Here is a 20,508-nt window from a genome sequence, read left to right on the forward strand (position 1 = left end):
GATCACCATGACAGAAAACGTCGCCAACAGAACGTCCACGGCTGTGGATGACCCGGCCAACGTGCGGCGGGTAGTCACCGCCGGCGTCGTCGGCCAGCTTGTTGAGTATTACGACTACGGCCTCTACGCGCTACTGGCGGTGTACATCGGCAGGGCCTTTTTCCCGGAAGCCAGCGACGGCGCCCAACTCCTCGCCGCCTTCGCGATCTTCGGGGTCGGGTTCCTGGCGCGCCCGCTGGGTGGCGCCATCCTGGGTCCCATGGGGGACCGGGTCGGTCGACGTGCGGTCCTGATTCGATCGCTGGTGATCATGACTGGATGCACGGTCCTGGTCGGCCTGACCCCCGGCGCCGACGTGATCGGGCTCGCCGCTCCGATCATCGTCGTGTTGCTGCGACTCGGCCAGGCATTCTCTGCGGGCGGGGAGTTCATCTCAGCGGCAACCTTCGTCAACGAGCATGCACCCGTGGGCAGGCGCGGCCTGTATTCCTGCCTACTGCAGGCGGGTTCGGCATCCGCGTTCCTCCTCGGCACCCTGGTGGTGTTCCTGACCGAGGCAGCGGCCGGCCCAGATGCGATGGAAAGCTGGGCGTGGCGCATCCCGTTCCTGCTCTCACTTCCCATCGGCATTGTCGGTCTCTACGTTCGCCTTCGACTCGAAGAAAGCCCCGTCTTCGAGCACCTGAAGGAAACCGGCGGCTTGACCAAGACGCCTTTGCGCGATTCGATGCGTGGGCCAAACCGCAAGGTGTTCTTCCAGACGATCGGACTGTCGGCGTTCCTGTTCGTCTCGACCTACACGTTTCTCGCGTACCTGCCCTCACTGCTACGAGCAGACGGCTACTCGTCCGGCCAGGTGGTCCTGTTGACGGTGATCGCCAACTCCGCCAACGTCATCTTCTTCCCGCTGGTCGGTCTTCTGTCAGAACGCACCGGACGCAAGCAGATCTGCATGGCAGGTGCGGTTTTCATGATCGTGATGAGTTGGCCGTTGCTGACGGTCCTGGGAATGGGAAGCCTCCCGCTGGCCATCGTGTGTGTCATCGTCATGGCATTCGGCGTCTCGCTGGTGGTCGGCCCACCCGCCGCGATGTTCGTCGAGTTCATTCCCGCGGCTGTGCGCATGAGTACCTTCGGGCTCGCCTACAACCTGGGCGCCGCCATCTTCGGCGGGACCGCGGTCTATGTGGCCGGATTCCTGCGCGAGACCACCGGATCTCCGGCCTCGCCGGCCTACTACCTCATTGCAGCGTCGGTGATCAGCCTCGCCACCCTCGTGACGATCAAGAACTACCGAGGCGTCAACGAGTCCGTACAGTGAGCCGCGCTGAACAGGACATGACACCCCTGAACGTCTTCATCGCGCTGTCCCGCTACCTCGTGCCGATCGAGCAGGTAGAGAGTTTCCTCCCGGAACACGCGCGGTGGGTGGCGCAGCGCTACGCCGAGGGCAGGATTCTCGTGTCGGGTCGCCAGATTCCGGCCCGCGGCGGCGCCACAATCCTGGTCGGGCCAGACCGCCAGAGTGTCGAGACGCTCTTCAGCACAGACCCTTTCGTTCACAACGGCATTGCCGAGTACACCGTCATCGAATTCGTACCCAGCGATGGCGACCGACGTTCGATGGATTTTACGGCGTTCCTCGCGCGGCAGTAGTGCAGGACATGTGCCGAGCCGTCACCCGAGTCCGACCCAGAGATCAGGAGCAGCTATGTACGAAGTATTCCGCGGTGTCATCCCGGCCGCGGTCATGCCCTTCGACGCCTCGTTCGAGATCGACGAGCACAACTTCCGACGACACCTTCGCCATCTGGCAGAAACCGACGGTGTGACTGCCGTTGCCGTCAATGGCGATGCGGGCGAGGTGCTTTCACTGTCACCCGAGGAGCAGGCGTTCGCAGTGCGGGTTGCCGTCGACGAAATCGGCGACCAGGTGCGGGTTCTCTGTGGCGTCGCGGATCCGAGTGCGGCCGCGGCTGTCCGCACCGCCGCCATGGCCCAGGACGCCGGGGCCCACGGCCTGCTGGTTTTCCCGTCGCTGTTCTTCGCACACGGTGCGCGTCTACGCGCCGACGTCGTCCACGCCTTCTACGGCGAGATAGCGTCGAGCACCGACCTGCCCATGGTGTTGTTCGTCGATGCCGCCACCTCGGCGAAGAACGTTCCGGCACCCCTGTTGGCGGAGCTGTGCCTGGCCAACGAGAACATCACGGGTATCAAGGATTGGAGCGTCGACATCCTGGCCTATGAGGCGAACCTCCGTGCGGTGAGAAGCCTGGACCGCCCGGTGTCGATGCTGACGAGCTTCAGCCGAGCGCTGCTGCCGACGCTGGCTCTCGGTGCCGACGGCATCCTCAGCGGCCACGGCTCACTGATCGCCGACGTGCAGGTAGAGCTCTTCCGCGAGGTCGAGAGCGGCAATCTCAAGGCTGCCCGCGACACAGCGGATCGGATCTACGAGCTGACACAGGTCTTTTATGCAGCCCCGGTGATCGATCAGTTCAATCGAATGAAAGAGGGGCTCAAGGTACTCGGCAGGATCGACGAGGCGTACTCTCGGCCTCCCGTGCTGCCGGTGTCCCCCGCCGAACGCTCGCTGATCCATGACGCGGTGCGCGCCGCCGGGCTGTCCTGACCAAGACGTTCTCGCCGGCGCCGGCTTGCGTCCAGCGCCGGCGTTAGCAAGGGACTGTCCGTCCCAGGCTTGCCGCCTCGTGCGGCGGCATACTCGGTGCCATGATCCTGCGTGTTCTCCTCGCTGCTGTCATGGCGATCCTGGCCGCGATCGGTCTGTCCACCGAGGCGGCCGCCGCGCCCAACCAGGTGGTGGGAACGTGGCGGATGGTCTCGGCGGAGATCGAACGCGACGGAGTCTCCACCCCGGCCTACGGTGAGCAGCCCAACGGCATGCTGGCCTTCACCCCGGACATGCGCTTCGTCGAGGTGCTCACCGATGCATCCGTCCCGCCCTTTGCCTCCGATGCACGAGGGGAAGGCACCGACGCCGAGAACCGGGCCGCCATGGCCGGCAGCATCGGACTGTTCGGCACCTACACCGTCGACGAGTTCGGCCAGTTCAGCGGCAATCGCGTGGAGGGTTCCACCTTTCCCAACTGGGTCGGCGATGTCAGGACGACCGATGATCTGCGCATCATCGTCGACGGCGACCGTATGACGGAGAACTTCACCCGCCCGGACGGCACCCGAATCGCCATCGTCTTCGAGCGGGTGCGCTGACCCGTTTTTGCAGGATGCGCCGGTGGGTACAGTCGAATCACCATGGCACTCACCCGCGGCATCCGGCGATCGACGTTCCTGGTCACCGTGCTGGTGACCGCAGGGGTCTTCGGGTCGGCCCCGGCCGCCGCCGACCTGGGGGACTACCTCTGGGAGCGCCGCCCGCTGCTGCTCTTCGCGCCGACGAATCAGGACCCGCGGCTCACCGAGACGGTGAGCCGGATCGAGGCCACACGGTGCAAGTTCGACGACCGTCAGATGGTGCTCGGCGTGGTGGTGGCCGCAGGCCCCAGCACGCTCGACGGGCAAGCCATCACCGCCGAGGAAGCGCAGCGACTGGCTGACCGGTACGCGGTCGATCCGAATGCGTTCGCCGCGGTGCTGATCGGCAAGGACGGCGGCGAGAAGTACCGCGTGGACCAGGTGCCAGAGCTGGGCCTCGTCTACACGGTGATCGATGGTATGCCGATGCGCAGTCGCGAAACCGGCGCAGAGTCGGGAGGATGCTGATGACCCACGAGCAACGCTGGCTTGCCGGAATAGCCTGTGCCGGTGCGGTTCTGGCCATGGTGCCCTGCGCCAGCGCGGCGGCCGAGGACTCCGTCACTGCACTCGTCAATCTTTCCGACGCGCAACAGGTCGCCGGGTGGACCACGGTCAACGATCCGGTCATGGGCGGCAGGTCCACCTCCTCGGTGTCCTTCGGCGACAACGCCCTGGTGTTCTCCGGTGACCTCTCTTTGGAGAACAACGGCGGCTTCGCGTCCACGCGCAGCCCCGAAGACCCCGAAATCGGGCAGCGGGCGGCGGGTGCGACGGCGCTGCGCGTCCAAGCGGTGGGCGATGGCAAGACCTATCTGCTGAAGGTGGGGATCGCCGGGCAGCCGTGGTCCTACATCCAGCGTTTCCCCACCGAGGCCGGCGTCCAGCAGACCCATGATCTGCCCGTGGCCAACTTCGAGCCGGTCGGCATGCGCCTGGATCCCGCGCCCGAAGCGCCGGCGACCCTGGACCCTGCCGCTATCGATCAGCTGGGCATCTACATCCTGGACAAACAGCAGGGCCCGTTCATGATCACCCTCGACGCGATCGACGCCGTGCGCTGACCAGCCCCGTCACAACCTCCCGTTGCGCCGGTCGTAGTCCCGCGCCGCGTCGGCACGCGCCTGCGGGTTGCCGTACCCGCCGCCACCCGCAGTCTCCACGCGCAGCACGGTGCCCGGCTCCAGGGTCAGCGACGCCTTGTCCGCCAGACCGGTGATCTCACGGCCGTCCGGGCCGACGACGGTCACGGTGGTGGCTTTGGCGTCGCCGCCGCCGTTGGCGCCGCGGGGGGCGAAGTCCGGATGCGTCTGTTCTGAGTAGAACGTAACCCGTTGGGGCACATCGATGATCTGGTACTCGCGCCGCAACCCCAGACCACCGTTGTGTTCGCCCAGCCCTTGGGAACCGGGGATGAACTCGCTCTTGAGAACCCGCACGCTGTAGTTGGTCTCGACCACCTCGGTGGGCATGACACCGACGTTGGACATGTAGGTGTCCACTCCGTCGATACCATCACCGATCGCGGTGGCTCCGGTGCCGCCACCCACCACGTCGGCCATCACCGACGGCCGGCCGGTCACAGGGCTGACCGATCCGATGTTGCAGCAGAAGAAGCTGACTGTGCTGCTACCCACCGCGGCCTGCGGCCACATGTCCGCCATCGCCCGGATCAGCGTGTCCGCGAAACGCTGGCATGTGTTGTGCCGCACCGACACAGCGGCGGGCGGTTCGGGGTTCAGTACGATCCCGAGCGGAGCGTCGACGTCGACAGCGCGCAACAATCCGTCGTTGGCGCCCAGCTCCGGTGCCACCACGGCGCGCACCGCGTAGACAATTCCGGCGCGAGAACTCGCCCACGGCACGTTCATCGCGCCCGCCACCTGCTGATCGCAGCCGGTCAGATCGATCGACAGATGATCGCCGCGTTTCGACACCCGGACGTGGATGCGGGTGGGCGGCCCGCCGCGCCCGTCGTCGTCGAGGAACCCCTCCGCTTCGCCGGCACCGTCGGGCAGGGCCGTCAACGCTGTTCTGACACCGCGCTCCACCGCATCGAGCATGCGGTCCATGACCTCCAGCAGTGCGCCCACCCCGTACATCTCGGCCAGCTCGGTTACCCGTTCGCCGCCCAGCGCACACGCCGCCCGCTGGGCGCGCAGATCACTGACGGTGCTGCGCGGATCGCGGATGTTCTCCGTGATCACCGCCACCAGGTCCTCGTTCTCGACACCCCCGACGGCCAGGCGCACCGGCGGCAGCACCAGTCCCTCACCGAAGATGTCTTCGAGTTCCGGTCCCTCGCTGCCGGGATTGACCCCACCGACATCGATGTGGTGCGCGGCCGTGCCCGCCCACGCCACCAGTCGTCCGTCCAGGAACACCGGAGCGATGACGTTGACGTCGGGCAGATGCATCGCGCCCATGAACGGATGGTTGGAGATGAAGACGTCGCCGTCGCAGATCCGGCCGTCCCAGCGGCCGATGATGGCCTTGACCACCAACGACATCGCGCCCAATTGCGCCGGAATGTAGTCGGCCTGCGCCACCAGTTGCCCATCCGCGGTGAACAGGGCGCAGGAGAAGTCGTCCATGTCGCGGATGATGGGGCTGTAGCTCGACCGCTTGAGTACATTGCCCATCTCCTCCGCCGCCGACTGGAGAGCCGCGGCCACCACCTCGAACGTGACCGTGTCCACCTGGTGCGCCGACGTGGTCATCTGTCGCCTCCGTTCTTTGATTCGGTGATCAGGAGATCGCCGCCCTCGGCGACCTCGGCGCACTGACCTTCGAGCATGACTGTGGTGGAGTCCATCTGCCGCACGATCGCCGGCCCGATGATCCGGTCGCCATGACAGAGCAGGCTGCGCTCGTAGATCGGGACCCGGGCGGATGCGAAACCGGGAATGCGGACCTCGCGGTGCGTGACCACCGCGCGCTCCGGGTGCCCGGTACCCGCCGGGATCTGGCCCCCGCTGGAGCCACGGTCATACGCACCCACCGCGGCGATCCGGACGGTCACCAATTCGACCGGCTCGGACCGGTTGGCGTGGCCGTAGCGCTCGGCATGCGCAGCATGGAAGAGATCGGGAATCTGGTTCAGCTGCTCGGCATTCCAGTCAGACAGCGCGATGTTGAGTTCATACCCCTGCCCGAGGTAACGACAGTCGACCGAGGCGGTGACCGTGATCCGGTCGCGGCTGGCGCCGTCGCGGAGCAGCTGCCCGGTGGCCGCCGCCGCGGAGCTGGTGAACCAGTCGGCGATACGGGGTACGGACTCGTCGCCGAAGGCCGTCAGCACGGTCTGTGAGTCATCGAGGCGGAGCCCGGCGACCAACAGACCGTCGGCGGAGAACAGGCCGGGCCAGTGCGGCACCAGGACTCCCCGCAGACCGAGGTGACGTAGGAGCAGCCCGGCGTGCAGCGGTCCCGCCCCACCGAACGGCACCAGGGTGAACCGCCGCGGATCGAGCCCCCGCTCCACGCTGACCTTGCGCACCGCGCGGACCATGTGCGCCAAGCCGATCGCCAGGATCGCCTCGGCTGCCTCGTCGGTGGACATGCCGACCACCGCGCCGATGCGGTCGACGGCGGCGCGCGCCGCATCGCGGTCCAGCACCAGCGCGTCGGCCAACTCGTCGGTGCCCAGCGTGCCCAGCACCACGTGCGCGTCGGTGATGGTCGGTTCGACGCCGCCGCGCCCGTAGCTCGCCGGCCCCGGCACTGCCTTGGCCGAGCGCGGGCCGACCCGCAGCCGGCCGGTCTGATCGGTCCACGTCACACTGCCGCCACCCGCCCCGATCGTGTGGATGTCGACCGTCGGCGCCAACAACACGTGATCACTGACCACCTGCGAGGTGGTGAACGGGATGCGTTGCGCGCGAACCAGACACACGTCGGTGGAGGTACCACCCATGTCGAGGCTGATGACGTCCTGCAGGCCGTGCCGCCCGGCGGCCGCGACCAGCCCGGCCACCCCGCCCGCCGGACCCGAGAGCACCAGGCGATGTGCGGCGTCCTCGGCCCGCGCCGCGGGCACACTGCCACCGTTGGACTGCATCACCAGAAACGACCCCCGCAGCCCGACCCCCTCGAGAGTGGTCACCGCGCGCTGCATGTACCCGCCGATCACCGGACGCAACGCCGCACTGATGACCGTGGTGGCCGTCCTCGGGTACTCGCGGAACTCCCGGGCCACCTCGCTGGACAGTGCCACCGGAATTCCCGGCAGGGCCGCGCGCAGTGCCGCGCCGAGCCGCCGTTCGTGGGTGTCGTCGAGATAACTGAACAACAGGCTCACCGCGACGGCTTGCACGTCGAGTGCCCGGGCCTCGGCGACCACCCTGTCGATCTCGTCATCGGTGAGGGCGGTGAGCACGTCACCGGTGCTGGTGAGACGTTCGTCGACCTCCAGACGGGCGTGACGTTCGACGAGCTCGGCGGGTCGCGCCGGTGTCAGGCTGTACACGCTCGGCCTGCTGGACTGCCGATACCCCATCACATCGCGGAACCCGCGGGTGGTCAACAGCGCCACCGGGGCAAGGTTTCCGGTGAGTACGGCATTGGTGGCGACGGTGGTGCCGTGACACAACAGGGCCACCTGGTCAACCGGCATGCCCTGCTCGACCAGTGACGTGACCGCGTTGGCCAGGCCCTGCGACGGATCCTCCGGCGTGGACGCGACCTTGGCGACCAGCACCCGCCCATCGACGTGCCGGGCCACCGCGTCGGTGAAGGTGCCGCCGGCATCGATGCTGACCGTCCAGTTGCGTTGTTCCACGTCGATCCCTTCCGTATCCGCTCGACGCTCAGTACACCGCCGGGCCGGACACGTCGTCATGCGTCAATCGACGGACGCCCTCTACGTCAGATGGCGGATGCCGGAGGCGTCGGCACCGGCCAGAATCGGGGGGTGGCAGCAGAATCGCAGGCGGCCTGGCCCCACGGCGCCCGCTACGGCGCGAGTATCACCTTCGACTTCGACGCCGAGGAGGTGTGGATCGGCGAGGACCCCGCCAATGCCGGCCGCCCGGGTGTGCTGTCCCAGGGCACCTACGGCCCCAAGGTGGCGGTGCCGCTGCTGCTCGAGCTGCTGGCCCGCCACCAGGTGACCGCCACGTTCTTCATCTGCGGCCGCGACGCCGACCGCCACCCCGACCGGGTGCGCGAGATCCTGGCCGCCGGCCACGAGGTGGCACACCACGGCCACACCCACCGCTCCCCGGTGAACCTCACCCCGCAGGAGGAGGAGGCCGAACTGGTACACGGCCTCGACAGCCTGCGCAAACTGGGTGCCGAGGTGGTCGGATACCGGTCGCCTTCCTGGGACTTCAGCCCGCACACCCTGGGACTGCTGGCCGAACACGGACTGCAGTACTCATCGAATCTGATGGACGACATCCGGCCGTACCGCCACCCGGGCGGCATCGTGGAGATCCCGGTGTCCTGGCTGCTCGACGACGCACCCCATTTCTGGTTCTCCGGGGCGGACTGGTCCAAGACCATCAGAACCGTCGACGAGGTGTACCGGCTGTGGCGCGACGAACTCGACGGTATCGCGGAGCTGGGCGCGCACTTCATGCTGACCATGCACCCGCAGTTCATCGGTCGGCCGTCACGGCTGAAGTTGTTGGACCGGTTGCTGACCGACATGCGTGAGTCCGGTGCCTGGATCGCCCCGGCCCGCGAGGTTGCCCAGTGGGTCCCGTGAGCGCCGCGTCGGACACGTTGTCCTGTGCAGTGGTCACCGGTGCCGCCACCGGGCTGGGCGCCGGTGTCGCCACCCGGCTGCTCGATGAGGGCTGGTGTGTGGTCGCCGCCGACATCGATCCAGCGGTCGAAGAGCGTTTCAGCGCAGGCAGTTTCGACGGGCGGGTGCGCAGCGCGGTGGCCGACATCGCCGACGCCGACACCGCCGCGGCGCTGGTCAATGCCGCCATGGCCTCGTTCGGCCGCATCGACGCCGTGATCAACAATGCAGGAATCGGAGGGCCCGGCGGGCACCTCGACGAGGTGGCCGTCGACGACATCCAGCGCACGCTCGATGTCAACCTGCTGGGGGTGGTGCGACTGTCCCAGGCTGCGATCCCCCACCTCAAGGCGCAACGCTTCGGCAGGATCGTCAACATAGGCTCGGTGTTCGCCCAGCGTCCCGTGCGCAACGGCAGTGCCTACATCATGTCCAAGGCGGCAGTACACGCTCTGTCACAGTGCATGGCAATAGAGTTGGGCCCCTTCAACGTCACCGTGAACACGGTGGCCCCCGGCTACATGATGACGCGCATGCACGAGGAGGAGATCGAACTGCGGGCCCGCGCCGCCGGTGTGGACGCCGCCGAGATCGAGGGCCGGCTGCGCGACGAGGTGCCCTTGGGCCGACACGGGTGCAGCGCGGACGTCGCGGGGGCGGTGGTATGGCTGCTGTCCGAGGATGCCGGCTACGTCACCGGGCAGACCATCGGGGTCAATGGTGGAATAGTGGTGAGCTGATGCCGCATCTGGTCGTGACCGGCGCCGCCTCGGGTATCGGGGCCGCAGTGGTCCATCACGCCGAAACACTCGGCTGGACGGTGGCCGGCCTGGACCGGACCTATCCGGCCTCCGATGCACCCGACAATCGCTTCGCCGTTGATGTCGCCGAGTCCGGTTCGGTGACAACAGCATTGCGCCGTGTCGTCGAGGGCTGGGGGTGCGCTCCGGATGCGCTGGTTCACGCCGCCGGTGTCTACCGGGTACGTGCCGCCGCCGACCTCGACGCCGACGGTTGGGACGACACCGTGGGCATCAACGCCAGGGGCAGCTTCCTGATGGCCCGGGCAGTTGCCGCGGCCATGATCGCCGGCGGCACCGGGGGCTCTCTGGTACTGCTGGGGTCGGTCGCCGCGATGCGCGGGGACAGCCTCGAACCGAGCGCCGCCTACACCGCCAGCAAGGGCGCTGTCGGCGCTCTGACCCGACAGCTCGCCGTGGAGTGGGCCGGCGCCGGGATCCGGGTCAACAGCGTGGTCCCCGGCGTGATCGACACCGCGATGACCACGATCGTCGGCGACGCCGCCGCCACCGAAGCACTGCTGCAGCGCCTGCCGCTGGGTCGGCTCGGGCGTGCCGACGAGGTGGCCGCGGCGTGCATGTTCCTGGCCGGTGCACAATCGTCGTACATCACCGGCACCGAAATCGTCGTCGACGGAGGGTATCTCGTCTCATGACCACTGCAGAGCTGCCTGTCATCACCGTCGGCGGTGCGGCACACGAACGCGGCCTGCAGTACGGCCGCCAGGCCGCCGACCGGGTACAGCGCACCCGCTCGGCCTACGCCGAGGTCTACGCCCACTTCGCGACCTGGGAGTGGGATCGGGTGCGTGAGGAGGCACAGGCCTTCATCGACCCCATCCGGGCATTCCACCCCGACTCCCTCGATGAGATGGCCGGCATCGCCGAGGGCGCCGGGCTCGAGTTCGTCGACGTCCTGGCGATGAACCTGCGCACTGAGATCCTGTTCGCCGCCAAGGTACGCGCCAGCGGTGCCGAACTGCCGCCGATGCTCGAATGCACCTCCTTCGCCGCCAGAAACTCCGAGGGCGCCCAATTGATCGGACAGACGTGGGACTGGCTGACGTTCTCGGCCGACACCGTGGTGCTCGTCGAATCCACACCTGAGAACGGGCCGGCGTTCATGACCGTCGTCGAGGCCGGTTTGTTGGCCAAGCTCGGCATGAACTCCGCGGGCCTGGCGCTGGCCACCAACGCACTGGTCACCGCGGCGGACACCGGCAGGCCTGGCATCCCGTACCACGTCATGCTGCGGGCGCTGCTGGACTGCCGTACGCCCACCGAGGCGGCGACGCTGCTGCAATCGGCGCACCGCTCGTCTTCGGCCAACTATCTGTTCGGGACCGGGGAGGGCTTGGTCGTCGACGCCGAGACGCGGCCCGGGAGTTACGCGGACATCTCCTGGGGCGTCCCCGATGACGATGGATTGCTGTTGCACGCCAACCACTTCACGGTCGCACCCGCGGGCACCGTCAACGATGTCGGCGCCATGCTGATGGCGGATTCGCTGTTCCGGTTGCAGCGGGTGCGCCGGCTGGCGCGGGAGTCACCGCAGTGCGGCGTCGAGCAGTGGAAGAACATTCTTTCCGACCACGCGGGGTCGCCGGCAGGCATCTGCTGTCACCCCGACCCGGGTACCCACAGCATGGATCAGTGGACCACCGCCACCGGGGCGATCTTCGAACCCGCGGACCGGCGGGCCCACATCTCGGTGGGCAACCCGTGTCGCGGAGAGTGGCTGACACGCGAGTACGCGCAGGTGTGGGCGTAGAGTCCATCACTGCCGCGCCCTGCGGCACGGCGTCAAGGGAGTTCGATGTCCAGGGTTCTTGCCGAGCTGATCATCGAGGCGGGCGCGCGGACCCGCCCCTCCCACCCCGCTGTGCCACCACGGGTGCTCGACTACGCCGAAGGCTTCCTCCAGACCAGTCGTGATTCCCTCCGGTTCCTGTGGCGCCACGACGATGCCTGGTTGGCCATTCACCTGACACGCCGCCGATACGACCCCGAAGTGATCGGGTCCCGCCGCGGCTCCACCGAAAAGGTGGTGGTCCAGGTGGCCGAAGTCGAGATGCCCCGCGGAATCACCTTGCGCGAAGTCGATGTGCTGACGCTGCTCGCGCTGGGCCTGACGAACGTGGGAATCGCCGAGCGCCTCGGCACCAGCGCCCGGACGGTGTCGACCCAGATCGAGCGGCTGCTCACCAAGCTGGATCAGTGCACCCGCGGTGGCCTGGCGGCGTTGGCCGTGGACTCCGGCCTGCTCCGACTGCCGATCCCGGGCGGCGTCGACGGCACACCGGGCATCGGGGTGGTGGAACTCGAATCCGTCGTCACCGCGGTCCCCCGAACCCCGGTGCCGCCGCTGCGGCCCGCGTACCCCCGGACCCGTCCCCTCGTGGTCGGCTCACTGATCCCGACCGGAGCCGCGGCCGCGGACGGGGTCGAGGTCCGACACGGCGCCATGCTGGCCGTTGCGGAGATCAATGCCACCGGCGGTGTGGCGGGCCGGCGCGTCGAACTGGTGACCGCCGATGTGGATCTGTTCGACTGGTCCAGTGTCGAACGCGGGTTGAGCCGGTTGTTCGCCAATGAGGTCGACGCCATCACCACCAGCTACGCCAGCGCCGAGAACTCGGCGGTGATCGATGCCGTCGCCGACTACGGCAAGCCCTTCCTGCACACCGCCACCTTCGCCGCTCAGGTGGAACAGGCAGAGTCCGATCCGAGCCGGTACGGCGCGGTGTTCCAGACCTGCGCGTCAGAGACGTTCTACGGCGTGGGTCTCATCAGGCTGCTGACCGAACTCGAGGGTGCCGAGGTGTGGCGCCCCCGCTCACGCCGCATCGTCAGCGTCGAAGCCGCCACGACCAGCACCCGGGTGACCAACGAACATTTCCTGGCCACCGCCGCTCAGGCGAACTGGTCGCTGACGGACCTGATCCGGGTACCGGTCCCCTCCACGGACTGGAACCAGGTGATGAGCCGCATCACCGCCGCCGATCCGGAGGTGGTGATGGTGACCCACTTCCTCGACCAGGAGCTGGCGGCGTTCCAGCAGGCGTTCGTGGCCGCGGGCCTTCCCGCCCTGGTGTATTGCGTGTACGGGCCATCCATTCCGCGGTTCCAGGATTCAGTGGGCGGAGCAGCGGATGGCATCATCTGGTCCACCACCACCGGCACGTACGACGACGTGCTGGGACAGCGGTTCCGTAACCAGTACGCATCACGGTTCGGGCGCGCACCGGGGTGGTCGCAAGCAGGTGCCGCCTACGACCAGGTGAACCTGTTGGCCGCGGCCTGGTGCGCCACCGGCACCCGCCACACCGACGACGTGGTGCGGTATCTGCGACGCTGGCCGCACCGCGGCGTGAACGGTGTCTACTACTTCGGTGACACGAGCCAATCGACGCTCTCGTACCCCGACCTGACTCCGGATGCGTCGATGGGCCAGGCCCACATGGTCTACCAGATCCAAGGTGGCACGCACCGCGCGCTGGCTCCCGAGCCATTCGGATCCTGCCGCCGATTCCGGATGCCCTCGTGGTGCGCCACCGACCTGTCGGCCTGACGTCCGTCATCTGACGGATGCACCCCGGGCGCCGATTGGCTGTACTGCATGTCACACCGGGGCCGCACCGCCCCTCGATGTGGAGCGCCGAGGAGCGAATTCATGCCGGATACCCCACCCCCAGCCAGACCCCGCGGAGTTTCTCGCCGCAACTTCGTCAACGGTCTCGGCATCGCCGGGCTCGGGGGCGTCGTGGTGGGCGGCGGGGCCGCCTGGGCGGCCAAGCCGGCCGGTTCGGGTATCGGTGGCACCGCAGCGGCGGGCGATCCCATCAAGATCGGCAGCGTCGCACCGCTGACCGGACCCTACTCCGGGGACGGGCAGGAGATGGTGCGCGGTGCGGAGATGGCGATCGACGACATCAACGGCGCGGGCGGTGTCGCCGGGAGGCCCGTCGAGCTGGTGACCGCCGACATCAGCGACCAAGCGCCCGAGAACTTCATCCAGGCGGCACAACGGCTCGTATCGCAGGAGCGGGTGTCCGCGGTGTTCAGCGGCTACACCACCACCACGTCCGCGGAGTACCAGATCTACGGTGATGCCGGGGTGCCGATGCTGCACGCCAACACTCTGCAGTCGAACACCGATTTTGTGGTCGACAACGGCATCACCAGCATCTACCAGGTGTGCCCGACCGAGATCTGGTATGCCGCCGGCTTCCTGCAGCTGATGCGCCAGTGGATCGAATCAGGTACCTGGACGCCCAGCTCCAACACCGCGGCCGTGATCGCCAGCAACGACTCCTACAGCATCTCCATCGCCACCGTGTTCCAAGAGGGTCTGCGCGAAATGGGCTGGGACATCACCTTCTACGACGAGGTGACCGCGCCCAACGCAGACTGGGGGCCCCAGTTGGCCCGCATCAGGGCCAACCCGCCGGGCCTCATCTTCATCACCGACTACCTCGCGGGTGACCTCGCCAGCTTCGCCACCCAATTTGCCGGCGCCCCAACACCTTCACTGCTGTACCAGCAGTACGGGCCGAGTGTCCCAGAGTATCTGGACCTGGCGAAAGGCGCCGCCAACGGCGTGCTGTGGTCCACGACCATCGGCACGCTACCCGACGACATCGGCACCAGCTTCCGGGAGCGCTATCAGAGCAAGTACGGCGCCCCGGCCGGGCTCAGCCAATCCGGCGCACAGTATGACGCCGTGCGACTCTGGGCCCGGGCGGCCGCCCAGGCGGGGAACCCTGACGACTTCGACCGGGTGAACCAGTTTCTCGCAGCCACGGTGTTCCGCGGTGTGGTGGGCACCTACGCCTTCGACCCGACAGAACTGACGGCAGTGCCGTACCCGGACAAGGTCAACGATCCCAGCCTGGGAATGCCACATCTGACGTATCAGATCCAAGACGGCAAGCAGGTGCTGTTGTCCCCCGATCCCTACACCCAGGGCCAGTTTGCACTCCCGCCGTGGATGGCCGGTCGATGACGACGCCGGTCTTCGAAACCCGCTCGATCACCAAGTCTTTCGGTGGCCTGACCGCCGTCGACCAGGTGTCCCTGGCCGTGCAGGACGGGCAGATCTTCGGCATCGCCGGGCCCAACGGCGCCGGGAAGACCACGTTGTTCGATCTGGTGACCGGACTGGTGCGCATCGATTCCGGAGAGGTCAGACTTCGCGGCGAAACGATCACGCACGCCAGCGTCAATCAGATCTGTCACCGCGGCATCGCACGGACGTTCCAGCATCCTTCGGTCTTCGACACCCAGACTGTGCTGGCCAACGCGGTGGTCGGTGCCCAGTTCGGTTCGGGGCGCGGCTGGTGGCACGCCCTGCGCAAAGACCGGGCCGCTCTCGACGCCGCCTGGGCCGAACTGGATTTCGTCGGCCTGGCCGACCACGCCCGTTCCGCGGCGGGCCCACTGCCGGTGTTCGACAAGAAGCGGCTCATGATCGCCTCGGCGTTGGCCACCTCCCCGGTGATGCTGTTCCTCGACGAACCGTTCGGCGGCCTGACCCTGCAGGAGATCGACGCGCTGATGGAGCTGCTCACCCGGATCAGGCAACGCGGTGTCACGATCGTGCTCATCGAACACGTCATGCGGGCACTGATGACTCTCTCCGACCGCGTATTGATCCTCAACCAGGGCAAGGTCCTGTTCGAGGGTAGCCCGCGGGAAGTGATGGCCCACGAGGACGTGGTGCGGGTGTATCTCGGCGAATCGGTGACTAGGGCAGGGGATTCCGGTGACGAATGAGACCCTGCTCGACATCACCGGTGTGTCGGCCGGCTACGAGTCCGCCCCCGTCCTGCACGACGTCGATCTCCGGGTGAGCCGAGGTCAGTTCTCCGTGGTGATCGGGCCCAACGGCCACGGCAAGACCACGCTTCTGCGCGCCATCAGCGGTCTGGTCACTCCGCGCACCGGCACCGTCTCCTTCGACGGGCAGGACATCACCGGCTGGATACCGGAACGTATCGCCGGGCGAGGCCTGGTGCACATCCCACAGGGCGATCTGCTGTTCCCGGACATGACGGTGTTGGAGAATCTGACCCTCGGCAGCTTCCTGTGCAAGGACGGCCGGGCCGGGCGGGCACGCCGACTCGCCGAGGTGCACGAGGTCTTCCCGAGACTGGCCGAGCGGTCTGCACAGCGCGCCCGCACCCTGTCCGGCGGGGAGCGGCGGATGCTCGCCCTCGGCCGGGGGCTGATGGCCGACGCGAACATCCTGATGATCGACGAGCCCAGTCTCGGCCTGGCGCCGGTGCTCGTCGACGAGGTGTATGCCCAGATCGCACGCATCCATCAGACCGGCATGACGATCCTGCTGGTCGAGGAGAATTTCTCACGCATCAAGGATCTCGCCGACCACCTCACCCTGATGGAGAACGGCGCCGTGCGCGCTGCGGGCACCGTGGCCCACGTGCTCAGCGATCCCGCCGTCGCGGCGACCTACCTGGGGGTGGACTCGTGAACCTCGCTCTGCAGACCCTGGTGAGCACCATCGTCCAGGGCTCCATCCTGGCGCTCATCACCATCGGGATGAGCCTGGTGTACGGCACGTTGCGGGTGCTGAACATGGCCCAGGGTGTGATGGTCATGGTGGGTGGGATGGCCGCGTATGTGTTTGTCGCAGAATGGGGATTGCCGGTCTGGGCCTCGCTGTTGTTCGCGGCTGTGGTGGCATTCGCGCTGGGTGTGCTCACCTTCTACAGCGCGGTGCGGCCTCTGGTGGGCCGGCTGGGCATCGACTTCGAGATGACGGCGTTCATCTCGACGTTTGCGATCGCCACGATCGTCCAGAGCATCGTGCTCGCGATGTTCGGGCCCCGCCAGAAGCCGTTTCCCGAATTGGTCTCCGGCAGAGTCGATCTTGTCGCCGGGGTGTCCATCACCTACCACTCGATCCTGATGGCTGTTGTGGCGGTGACCGTGCTGGTGGCCCTCGGCGCCTTCCTGGCCCGGTCGCGCTACGGCCTGGCCATCACCGCGGTGGCACAGAACATCGACGCTGCGCGTCTGATGGGCATCCCGGCGTCCGCGGTGTACGTGCTCACGATCGGTATCGCGGCCGCCCTTGCGGGCATCGCCGGGGTACTGCTGGCGCCGGTGTACTTCGTCTACCCCAACGCCGGCGACCTGCCGCTGCTGCAGGCGATGATCGTGGCGATCTTCGCCGGGCTCGGCAGCATCCGCGGCACCATCATCGCGGCGTACATCATCGGGTTCGTTCAGGCCGCGGTGTCCATCTACTGGAGCTCGACGTTCGCCCTGCCGGTGCTGTACGCGTTCATCCTCGTCGTTCTCCTGGTGCGTCCCTGGGGAATCGACGGCAAGCCCCAGGAGGCCAGGCTGTGAGCACACAGACAGCACCGCCGATACCCTCGCGCGCCCTGCGCAACTGGTCCGCGCGCGACATGGGATGGCCACGCCCCCGCTGGATCGCGTGCGTAGCCGCGTTGCTGCTCGCGGTCGTCCTTCCCTTTGTGGTCCCCGACCGCAGCTGGCTCAGCGTGGCAATCCTGGGCGCGGTCTGGCTGACGCTGAACCAGAGCTGGAACCTGGTCCTCGGATTCTCCGGCGTGTGGAACTTCGGCCAGCTGGCCATCTACGCGATCGGCGCGTACGTCGCCGCGCTGCTCAGCCTGCACACCGATACGCCCGCAGTGCTGTCGATCCTGGTGGGCGGCGCTGCCGCCACCGCGGTGTCGATTCTGCTGTCCTTGCCCGCACTTCGGCTACGCGGTATCTACGTCGCCTTGATGACCTTCGGCTTCGGCGAGGTCATCCGGTTGCTGATCATCGCCGACGGCACCGGGCTGACCGGCGGAACCTACGGACTGTCCGGATTCAGCGGCTTCGGTCTCGACCACCTGGATTCACTGTCTCGCGACCGCGCGCACTACTGGATCGCCATGGCCGTCGCCATCGTCACCGGTCTGGTCATCTTCGCGATCATGCGCTCCCCACTGGGCTCCGCGCTGATCGCGTTGCGCGACAATCCTTCCCTGGCAGCCGCGCGGGGGGTCAGTCCCCGGGTCATGCAGATGGTGGCGTTCGGAGTATCCGGGTTTTTCGCCGGTGTGGCCGGCGCGTTGTACGCGTTCGCCTTCGGTGTGGTGGCGCCGACGCTGATGGGACTTGCGCCGATGACCTTGCTGGTGACGATGCTGGTGGTCGGCGGCCTCGGCAGAGTCACCGGTCCGGTGGTGGGCACGGTCATCATTGCCTTTGTGCAGGCGCGGCTGCAGAGTTGGCCGGACGCCCGCCTGATCATCCTGGGTCTCATCCTGCTGGTGATGGTGGTGGCGGTGCCTAAGGGTATCGTCCCGCTGGTCAGCAAGTATCGCCAGCGCATCGACCAGTGGGTGGAAGAGGACGAGATGGATGACGACGACATTCGGTTGCGCGCGACACGGTGACTGACGTCGACGCGGTCGTCGTCGGCGGTGGGCTCGCCGGCCTCGTCGCCGCCCGCAACCTGCGCCGTGCAGGACGGCGCGTTGTGTTACTGGAAGCTCGAGACCGGCTCGGCGGCAGGGTGTTTGCCCGCGAACTGGCGGCAACCGGGCTGCGGGTGGATTTCGGGGGAACCTGGGTGATACCGGGAGAGCACCCGGCGCTGTTCGCCGAACTCGATCGCTACGGCATCGACACGGTGGCCACTCCCGAACCCACCTGGTTCGCCAGCGACCTCGGCGGCACGGTACGCCCGAGAGGCGACCTCGACCGCGCGGCGCTCGAGGACCTCACCCGGGTGTTCGAGGCCATCAGAGCCACTGGCCGCGAATCGGACTCACTCGGTGAACTGGTTCGACGGCACGGTGTGTCGCCGCCGGGCTACGCCTGGCTGCAGGCCCATTTCCGGTATCTCAACGGCGCCGGACTCGATGAGGTGAGCGCACTCGCACTGGCCGACTATCCGATGAGCGATCTGGCCCGGCCCGACCACTACACACACGAGATCGCCGGAACCACTGATGCTCTGGTGACGGCTCTGGCCCGAGACGCGGATTGTGAGCTGCGGCTGGGGACCGCGGTGCGCCGGGTCACCGACATGGGCTCATCGGTTGCGCTGGATCTCGACGACGGCGCGCGGGTGACGGCCCGCCGCACCGTGATCACTGTTCCGGCGAACACGTTGGGCGCCATCACCTTCGAGGCCGCCATCGAGGCCGTCACCGCGCTGGCGACAGCGGGCCACGCCGGGCACTCCACCAAACTGTGGATCGTGGCCCGCGACGTCCCCGGCACCCCGCGTTTGCTCAGCGACACGGGCCCGTTCCCCTACGTGCGCCTGGTGCGGCGGCTCGAGGACGGCACCGCGCTGCTGGTGGGTTTCAGTGACCGCGACGGTGCCGCGTCGATGGACCCTGCTGCGGTCGAACACGCGCTCAGCGGGCTGATACCCGGCATCCGGGTGTTGGGGGTCGATGCCCACGATTGGAACGCCGACCCACATTCCCGAGGTACCTGGATGGCCGCCCGCCCCGGCCAGGAGGGGACGCTCGAGGCGCTGCGTAACCACCCGGGGCCGCTCTACTTCGCCGGTGGCGATCTATCTTCCAGCCAGCCGGGCACCATCGAGGGTGCCATCGCGAGTGGCGCCAGCGCAGCCGAGCACGTGGTCGCTGACTTCAGGTGAATCAGGACGACGGCGCCGAACCATGTTGCCTATGCGGCGGCGTCCAGCATGCCGGCTTCTTCGCAGTGCGTGTGGCCGCATCCACTGCAGTGGACTTCGTACCACAGCGTCCCGGATTCTGCAGTGGCGAAGGCGTATTCGGCGGACCGACCACAGCGGGGGCATCGCGCCGTCCCGCGTTCGACAGTTGACCTCACCGCTGACCTCCCCACATCGACCCGTGCGGTGCAGGTGTACCCCGCTGTCGGCGCGCGCAATCCACAGGATTGCCCCGTCTCGGACTCGCGCAAGCTGGGTATACGGATCGCGATGACTGATGCATGCCACCCCCGCCACGAGCTCGGCGACGCTGGCTTCACCGTCACGGTGCAGGCGACGCCCGCTGCCGTTTCGGACCTGACGAGGCAGGTCGGCCGGTGGCTCGACGCGATGCCGGTGGACACGCAGCGGCATTCAGACATCGTACTGGCGGCGTACGAGGCGCTGGCCAACTGCGCTGATCACGCCTACCGCGATTGCGACGTCACCGGAGCCATGACGCTGGAGGTGACCCTGGACGAAGAGACCGTGCGGGTGTGCATCACCGACGGAGGGCGGTGGGTCGATCCGCAGACACAACAACCCACCACGACGCGCGGCCGTGGCTTGCGTCTGATGCAGGCATTGTGCGACGACTTCACCGTCAACGGCACCGATGACGGCACCACGGTGTGCCTGCACTTCCAGCAGTGCCTCACCGCGTCACAACCCCCACGGGAACAGGGATCGGGGCAGCGGGCGGGTTCCGACGACTCGGTGTCGACCGGCGCATGACCCGCCGGCCACTACTGAACACCTAGTCCAGTTACGATTGGGCATGTCGGTGGTCATGACTACCGTCAGTGAGGTCAGGGCCCCCGATGAGCCTTCGAAGCCAAGATGCTGTCTGCTCAACATCTCCATCGGGGGCCCTGCCTGGGGTCGGCTGCCTGATCGATGTCCGTCTCGACGGACGGTGCAGCGTGCCCGAAGAACTC

The 20,508-nt window shown here is 67.5% G+C and carries 20 protein-coding genes; 18 read left to right on the top strand and 2 right to left on the bottom strand.

Going from position 1 to position 20,508, the window contains the following annotated elements:
* Positions 1–7: 7 nt before the first annotated feature.
* The 6 genes from G6N58_RS07355 to G6N58_RS07380 all read left to right on the top strand — a co-directional run bounded on the left by G6N58_RS07355 (position 8) and on the right by G6N58_RS07380 (position 4,343).
* A complete protein-coding gene (locus G6N58_RS07355; protein WP_115279175.1) occupies positions 8–1,321 on the top strand; it encodes an MFS transporter in 1,314 nt (437 codons plus the stop codon).
* Positions 1,318–1,656, top strand: coding sequence for a YciI family protein (locus tag G6N58_RS07360; RefSeq protein WP_115279174.1), 339 nt, complete (start codon positions 1,318–1,320; stop codon positions 1,654–1,656). Before G6N58_RS07355 ends, G6N58_RS07360 begins: the two co-directional genes overlap by 4 nt.
* A 55-nt stretch (positions 1,657–1,711) precedes the next feature.
* Positions 1,712–2,635 (top strand): dihydrodipicolinate synthase family protein, encoded by a 924-nt coding sequence (locus G6N58_RS07365; protein ID WP_163907963.1) that lies wholly within the window; start codon positions 1,712–1,714, stop codon positions 2,633–2,635.
* Positions 2,636–2,736: 101 nt separating this feature from the next.
* On the top strand, positions 2,737–3,237 hold the full coding sequence (locus G6N58_RS07370) for a lipocalin-like domain-containing protein (RefSeq protein WP_068919238.1): 501 nt from the start codon (positions 2,737–2,739) through the stop codon (positions 3,235–3,237).
* Positions 3,238–3,279: 42 nt separating this feature from the next.
* The gene (locus tag G6N58_RS07375; RefSeq protein WP_115279172.1) at positions 3,280–3,747 is read left to right on the top strand and encodes a DUF4174 domain-containing protein; all 468 of its coding nucleotides are present in this window, start codon (positions 3,280–3,282) and stop codon (positions 3,745–3,747) included.
* The gene (locus tag G6N58_RS07380) at positions 3,741–4,343 is read left to right on the top strand and encodes a CIA30 family protein (RefSeq protein ID WP_232067770.1); all 603 of its coding nucleotides are present in this window, start codon (positions 3,741–3,743) and stop codon (positions 4,341–4,343) included. The genes G6N58_RS07375 and G6N58_RS07380 overlap by 7 nt, the downstream gene beginning before the upstream one ends.
* A 9-nt stretch (positions 4,344–4,352) precedes the next feature.
* On the opposite strand, the gene G6N58_RS07385 is transcribed toward G6N58_RS07380, so the two are convergent.
* A complete protein-coding gene (locus G6N58_RS07385) occupies positions 4,353–5,999 on the bottom strand; it encodes a hydantoinase B/oxoprolinase family protein (protein WP_115279171.1) in 1,647 nt (548 codons plus the stop codon).
* Positions 5,996–8,059, bottom strand: coding sequence for a hydantoinase/oxoprolinase family protein (locus G6N58_RS07390; RefSeq protein WP_163907965.1), 2,064 nt, complete (start codon positions 8,057–8,059; stop codon positions 5,996–5,998). The genes G6N58_RS07385 and G6N58_RS07390 overlap by 4 nt, the downstream gene beginning before the upstream one ends.
* Before the next feature lie 132 nt (positions 8,060–8,191).
* On the opposite strand from G6N58_RS07390, the gene G6N58_RS07395 reads away from it, so the two are divergent.
* From G6N58_RS07395 to G6N58_RS07450, 12 genes are all read left to right on the top strand, one after another.
* Positions 8,192–8,989 carry a polysaccharide deacetylase family protein gene (locus tag G6N58_RS07395; RefSeq protein ID WP_197746399.1) on the top strand — a complete coding sequence of 266 codons (798 nt, stop codon included), beginning with the start codon at positions 8,192–8,194 and terminating at the stop codon, positions 8,987–8,989.
* The gene (locus G6N58_RS07400; protein ID WP_163907967.1) at positions 8,986–9,768 is read left to right on the top strand and encodes an SDR family NAD(P)-dependent oxidoreductase; all 783 of its coding nucleotides are present in this window, start codon (positions 8,986–8,988) and stop codon (positions 9,766–9,768) included. Before G6N58_RS07395 ends, G6N58_RS07400 begins: the two co-directional genes overlap by 4 nt.
* Positions 9,768–10,484 (top strand): SDR family NAD(P)-dependent oxidoreductase, encoded by a 717-nt coding sequence (locus tag G6N58_RS07405; protein WP_163907969.1) that lies wholly within the window; start codon positions 9,768–9,770, stop codon positions 10,482–10,484. The genes G6N58_RS07400 and G6N58_RS07405 overlap by 1 nt, the downstream gene beginning before the upstream one ends.
* Entirely contained in the window at positions 10,481–11,599 is a 1,119-nt protein-coding gene (locus G6N58_RS07410; protein ID WP_115279166.1) for a C45 family autoproteolytic acyltransferase/hydrolase, read from the top strand. The genes G6N58_RS07405 and G6N58_RS07410 overlap by 4 nt, the downstream gene beginning before the upstream one ends.
* A gap of 45 nt (positions 11,600–11,644) precedes the next feature.
* Positions 11,645–13,399, top strand: a complete 1,755-nt coding sequence (locus G6N58_RS07415; protein ID WP_115279165.1) for an ABC transporter substrate-binding protein — start codon at positions 11,645–11,647, stop codon at positions 13,397–13,399.
* 102 nt (positions 13,400–13,501) lie between these two features.
* Positions 13,502–14,833: an ABC transporter substrate-binding protein gene (locus G6N58_RS07420; protein WP_163907971.1), complete on the top strand. Its 1,332-nt coding sequence runs from the start codon at positions 13,502–13,504 to the stop codon at positions 14,831–14,833.
* Entirely contained in the window at positions 14,830–15,603 is a 774-nt protein-coding gene (locus G6N58_RS07425; protein ID WP_115281694.1) for an ABC transporter ATP-binding protein, read from the top strand. Before G6N58_RS07420 ends, G6N58_RS07425 begins: the two co-directional genes overlap by 4 nt.
* Complete coding sequence (locus G6N58_RS07430; protein ID WP_115279163.1) at positions 15,593–16,321, top strand: ABC transporter ATP-binding protein; 729 nt, start codon at positions 15,593–15,595, stop codon at positions 16,319–16,321. Before G6N58_RS07425 ends, G6N58_RS07430 begins: the two co-directional genes overlap by 11 nt.
* On the top strand, positions 16,318–17,205 hold the full coding sequence (locus G6N58_RS07435) for a branched-chain amino acid ABC transporter permease (protein ID WP_115279162.1): 888 nt from the start codon (positions 16,318–16,320) through the stop codon (positions 17,203–17,205). The genes G6N58_RS07430 and G6N58_RS07435 overlap by 4 nt, the downstream gene beginning before the upstream one ends.
* A complete protein-coding gene (locus G6N58_RS07440; RefSeq protein ID WP_115279161.1) occupies positions 17,202–18,269 on the top strand; it encodes a branched-chain amino acid ABC transporter permease in 1,068 nt (355 codons plus the stop codon). The genes G6N58_RS07435 and G6N58_RS07440 overlap by 4 nt, the downstream gene beginning before the upstream one ends.
* A complete protein-coding gene (locus G6N58_RS07445) occupies positions 18,266–19,492 on the top strand; it encodes a flavin monoamine oxidase family protein (RefSeq protein ID WP_115279160.1) in 1,227 nt (408 codons plus the stop codon). The genes G6N58_RS07440 and G6N58_RS07445 overlap by 4 nt, the downstream gene beginning before the upstream one ends.
* Positions 19,493–19,801: 309 nt before the next feature.
* Entirely contained in the window at positions 19,802–20,305 is a 504-nt protein-coding gene (locus G6N58_RS07450; protein WP_163907973.1) for an ATP-binding protein, read from the top strand.
* Positions 20,306–20,508 lie beyond the last annotated feature (203 nt).

The sequence above is a fragment of the Mycolicibacterium tokaiense genome, from assembly GCF_010725885.1.
Lineage (GTDB): Bacteria > Actinomycetota > Actinomycetes > Mycobacteriales > Mycobacteriaceae > Mycobacterium > Mycobacterium tokaiense.

Excerpts from the sequence above, each read along its gene's own strand:
- G6N58_RS07355 (WP_115279175.1), top strand. The coding sequence starts at position 8 with ATGACAGAAAACGTCGCCAACAGAACGTCCACGGCTGTGGATGACCCG.
- G6N58_RS07365 (WP_163907963.1), top strand. The coding sequence starts at position 1,712 with ATGTACGAAGTATTCCGCGGTGTCATCCCGGCCGCGGTCATGCCCTTC.
- G6N58_RS07370 (WP_068919238.1), top strand. The coding sequence starts at position 2,737 with ATGATCCTGCGTGTTCTCCTCGCTGCTGTCATGGCGATCCTGGCCGCG.
- G6N58_RS07375 (WP_115279172.1), top strand. The coding sequence starts at position 3,280 with ATGGCACTCACCCGCGGCATCCGGCGATCGACGTTCCTGGTCACCGTG.
- G6N58_RS07380 (WP_232067770.1), top strand. The coding sequence starts at position 3,741 with ATGCTGATGACCCACGAGCAACGCTGGCTTGCCGGAATAGCCTGTGCC.
- G6N58_RS07385 (WP_115279171.1), bottom strand. The coding sequence starts at position 5,999 with ATGACCACGTCGGCGCACCAGGTGGACACGGTCACGTTCGAGGTGGTG.
- G6N58_RS07405 (WP_163907969.1), top strand. The coding sequence starts at position 9,768 with ATGCCGCATCTGGTCGTGACCGGCGCCGCCTCGGGTATCGGGGCCGCA.
- G6N58_RS07410 (WP_115279166.1), top strand. The coding sequence starts at position 10,481 with ATGACCACTGCAGAGCTGCCTGTCATCACCGTCGGCGGTGCGGCACAC.
- G6N58_RS07415 (WP_115279165.1), top strand. The coding sequence starts at position 11,645 with ATGTCCAGGGTTCTTGCCGAGCTGATCATCGAGGCGGGCGCGCGGACC.
- G6N58_RS07420 (WP_163907971.1), top strand. The coding sequence starts at position 13,502 with ATGCCGGATACCCCACCCCCAGCCAGACCCCGCGGAGTTTCTCGCCGC.
- G6N58_RS07425 (WP_115281694.1), top strand. The coding sequence starts at position 14,830 with ATGACGACGCCGGTCTTCGAAACCCGCTCGATCACCAAGTCTTTCGGT.
- G6N58_RS07450 (WP_163907973.1), top strand. The coding sequence starts at position 19,802 with ATGACTGATGCATGCCACCCCCGCCACGAGCTCGGCGACGCTGGCTTC.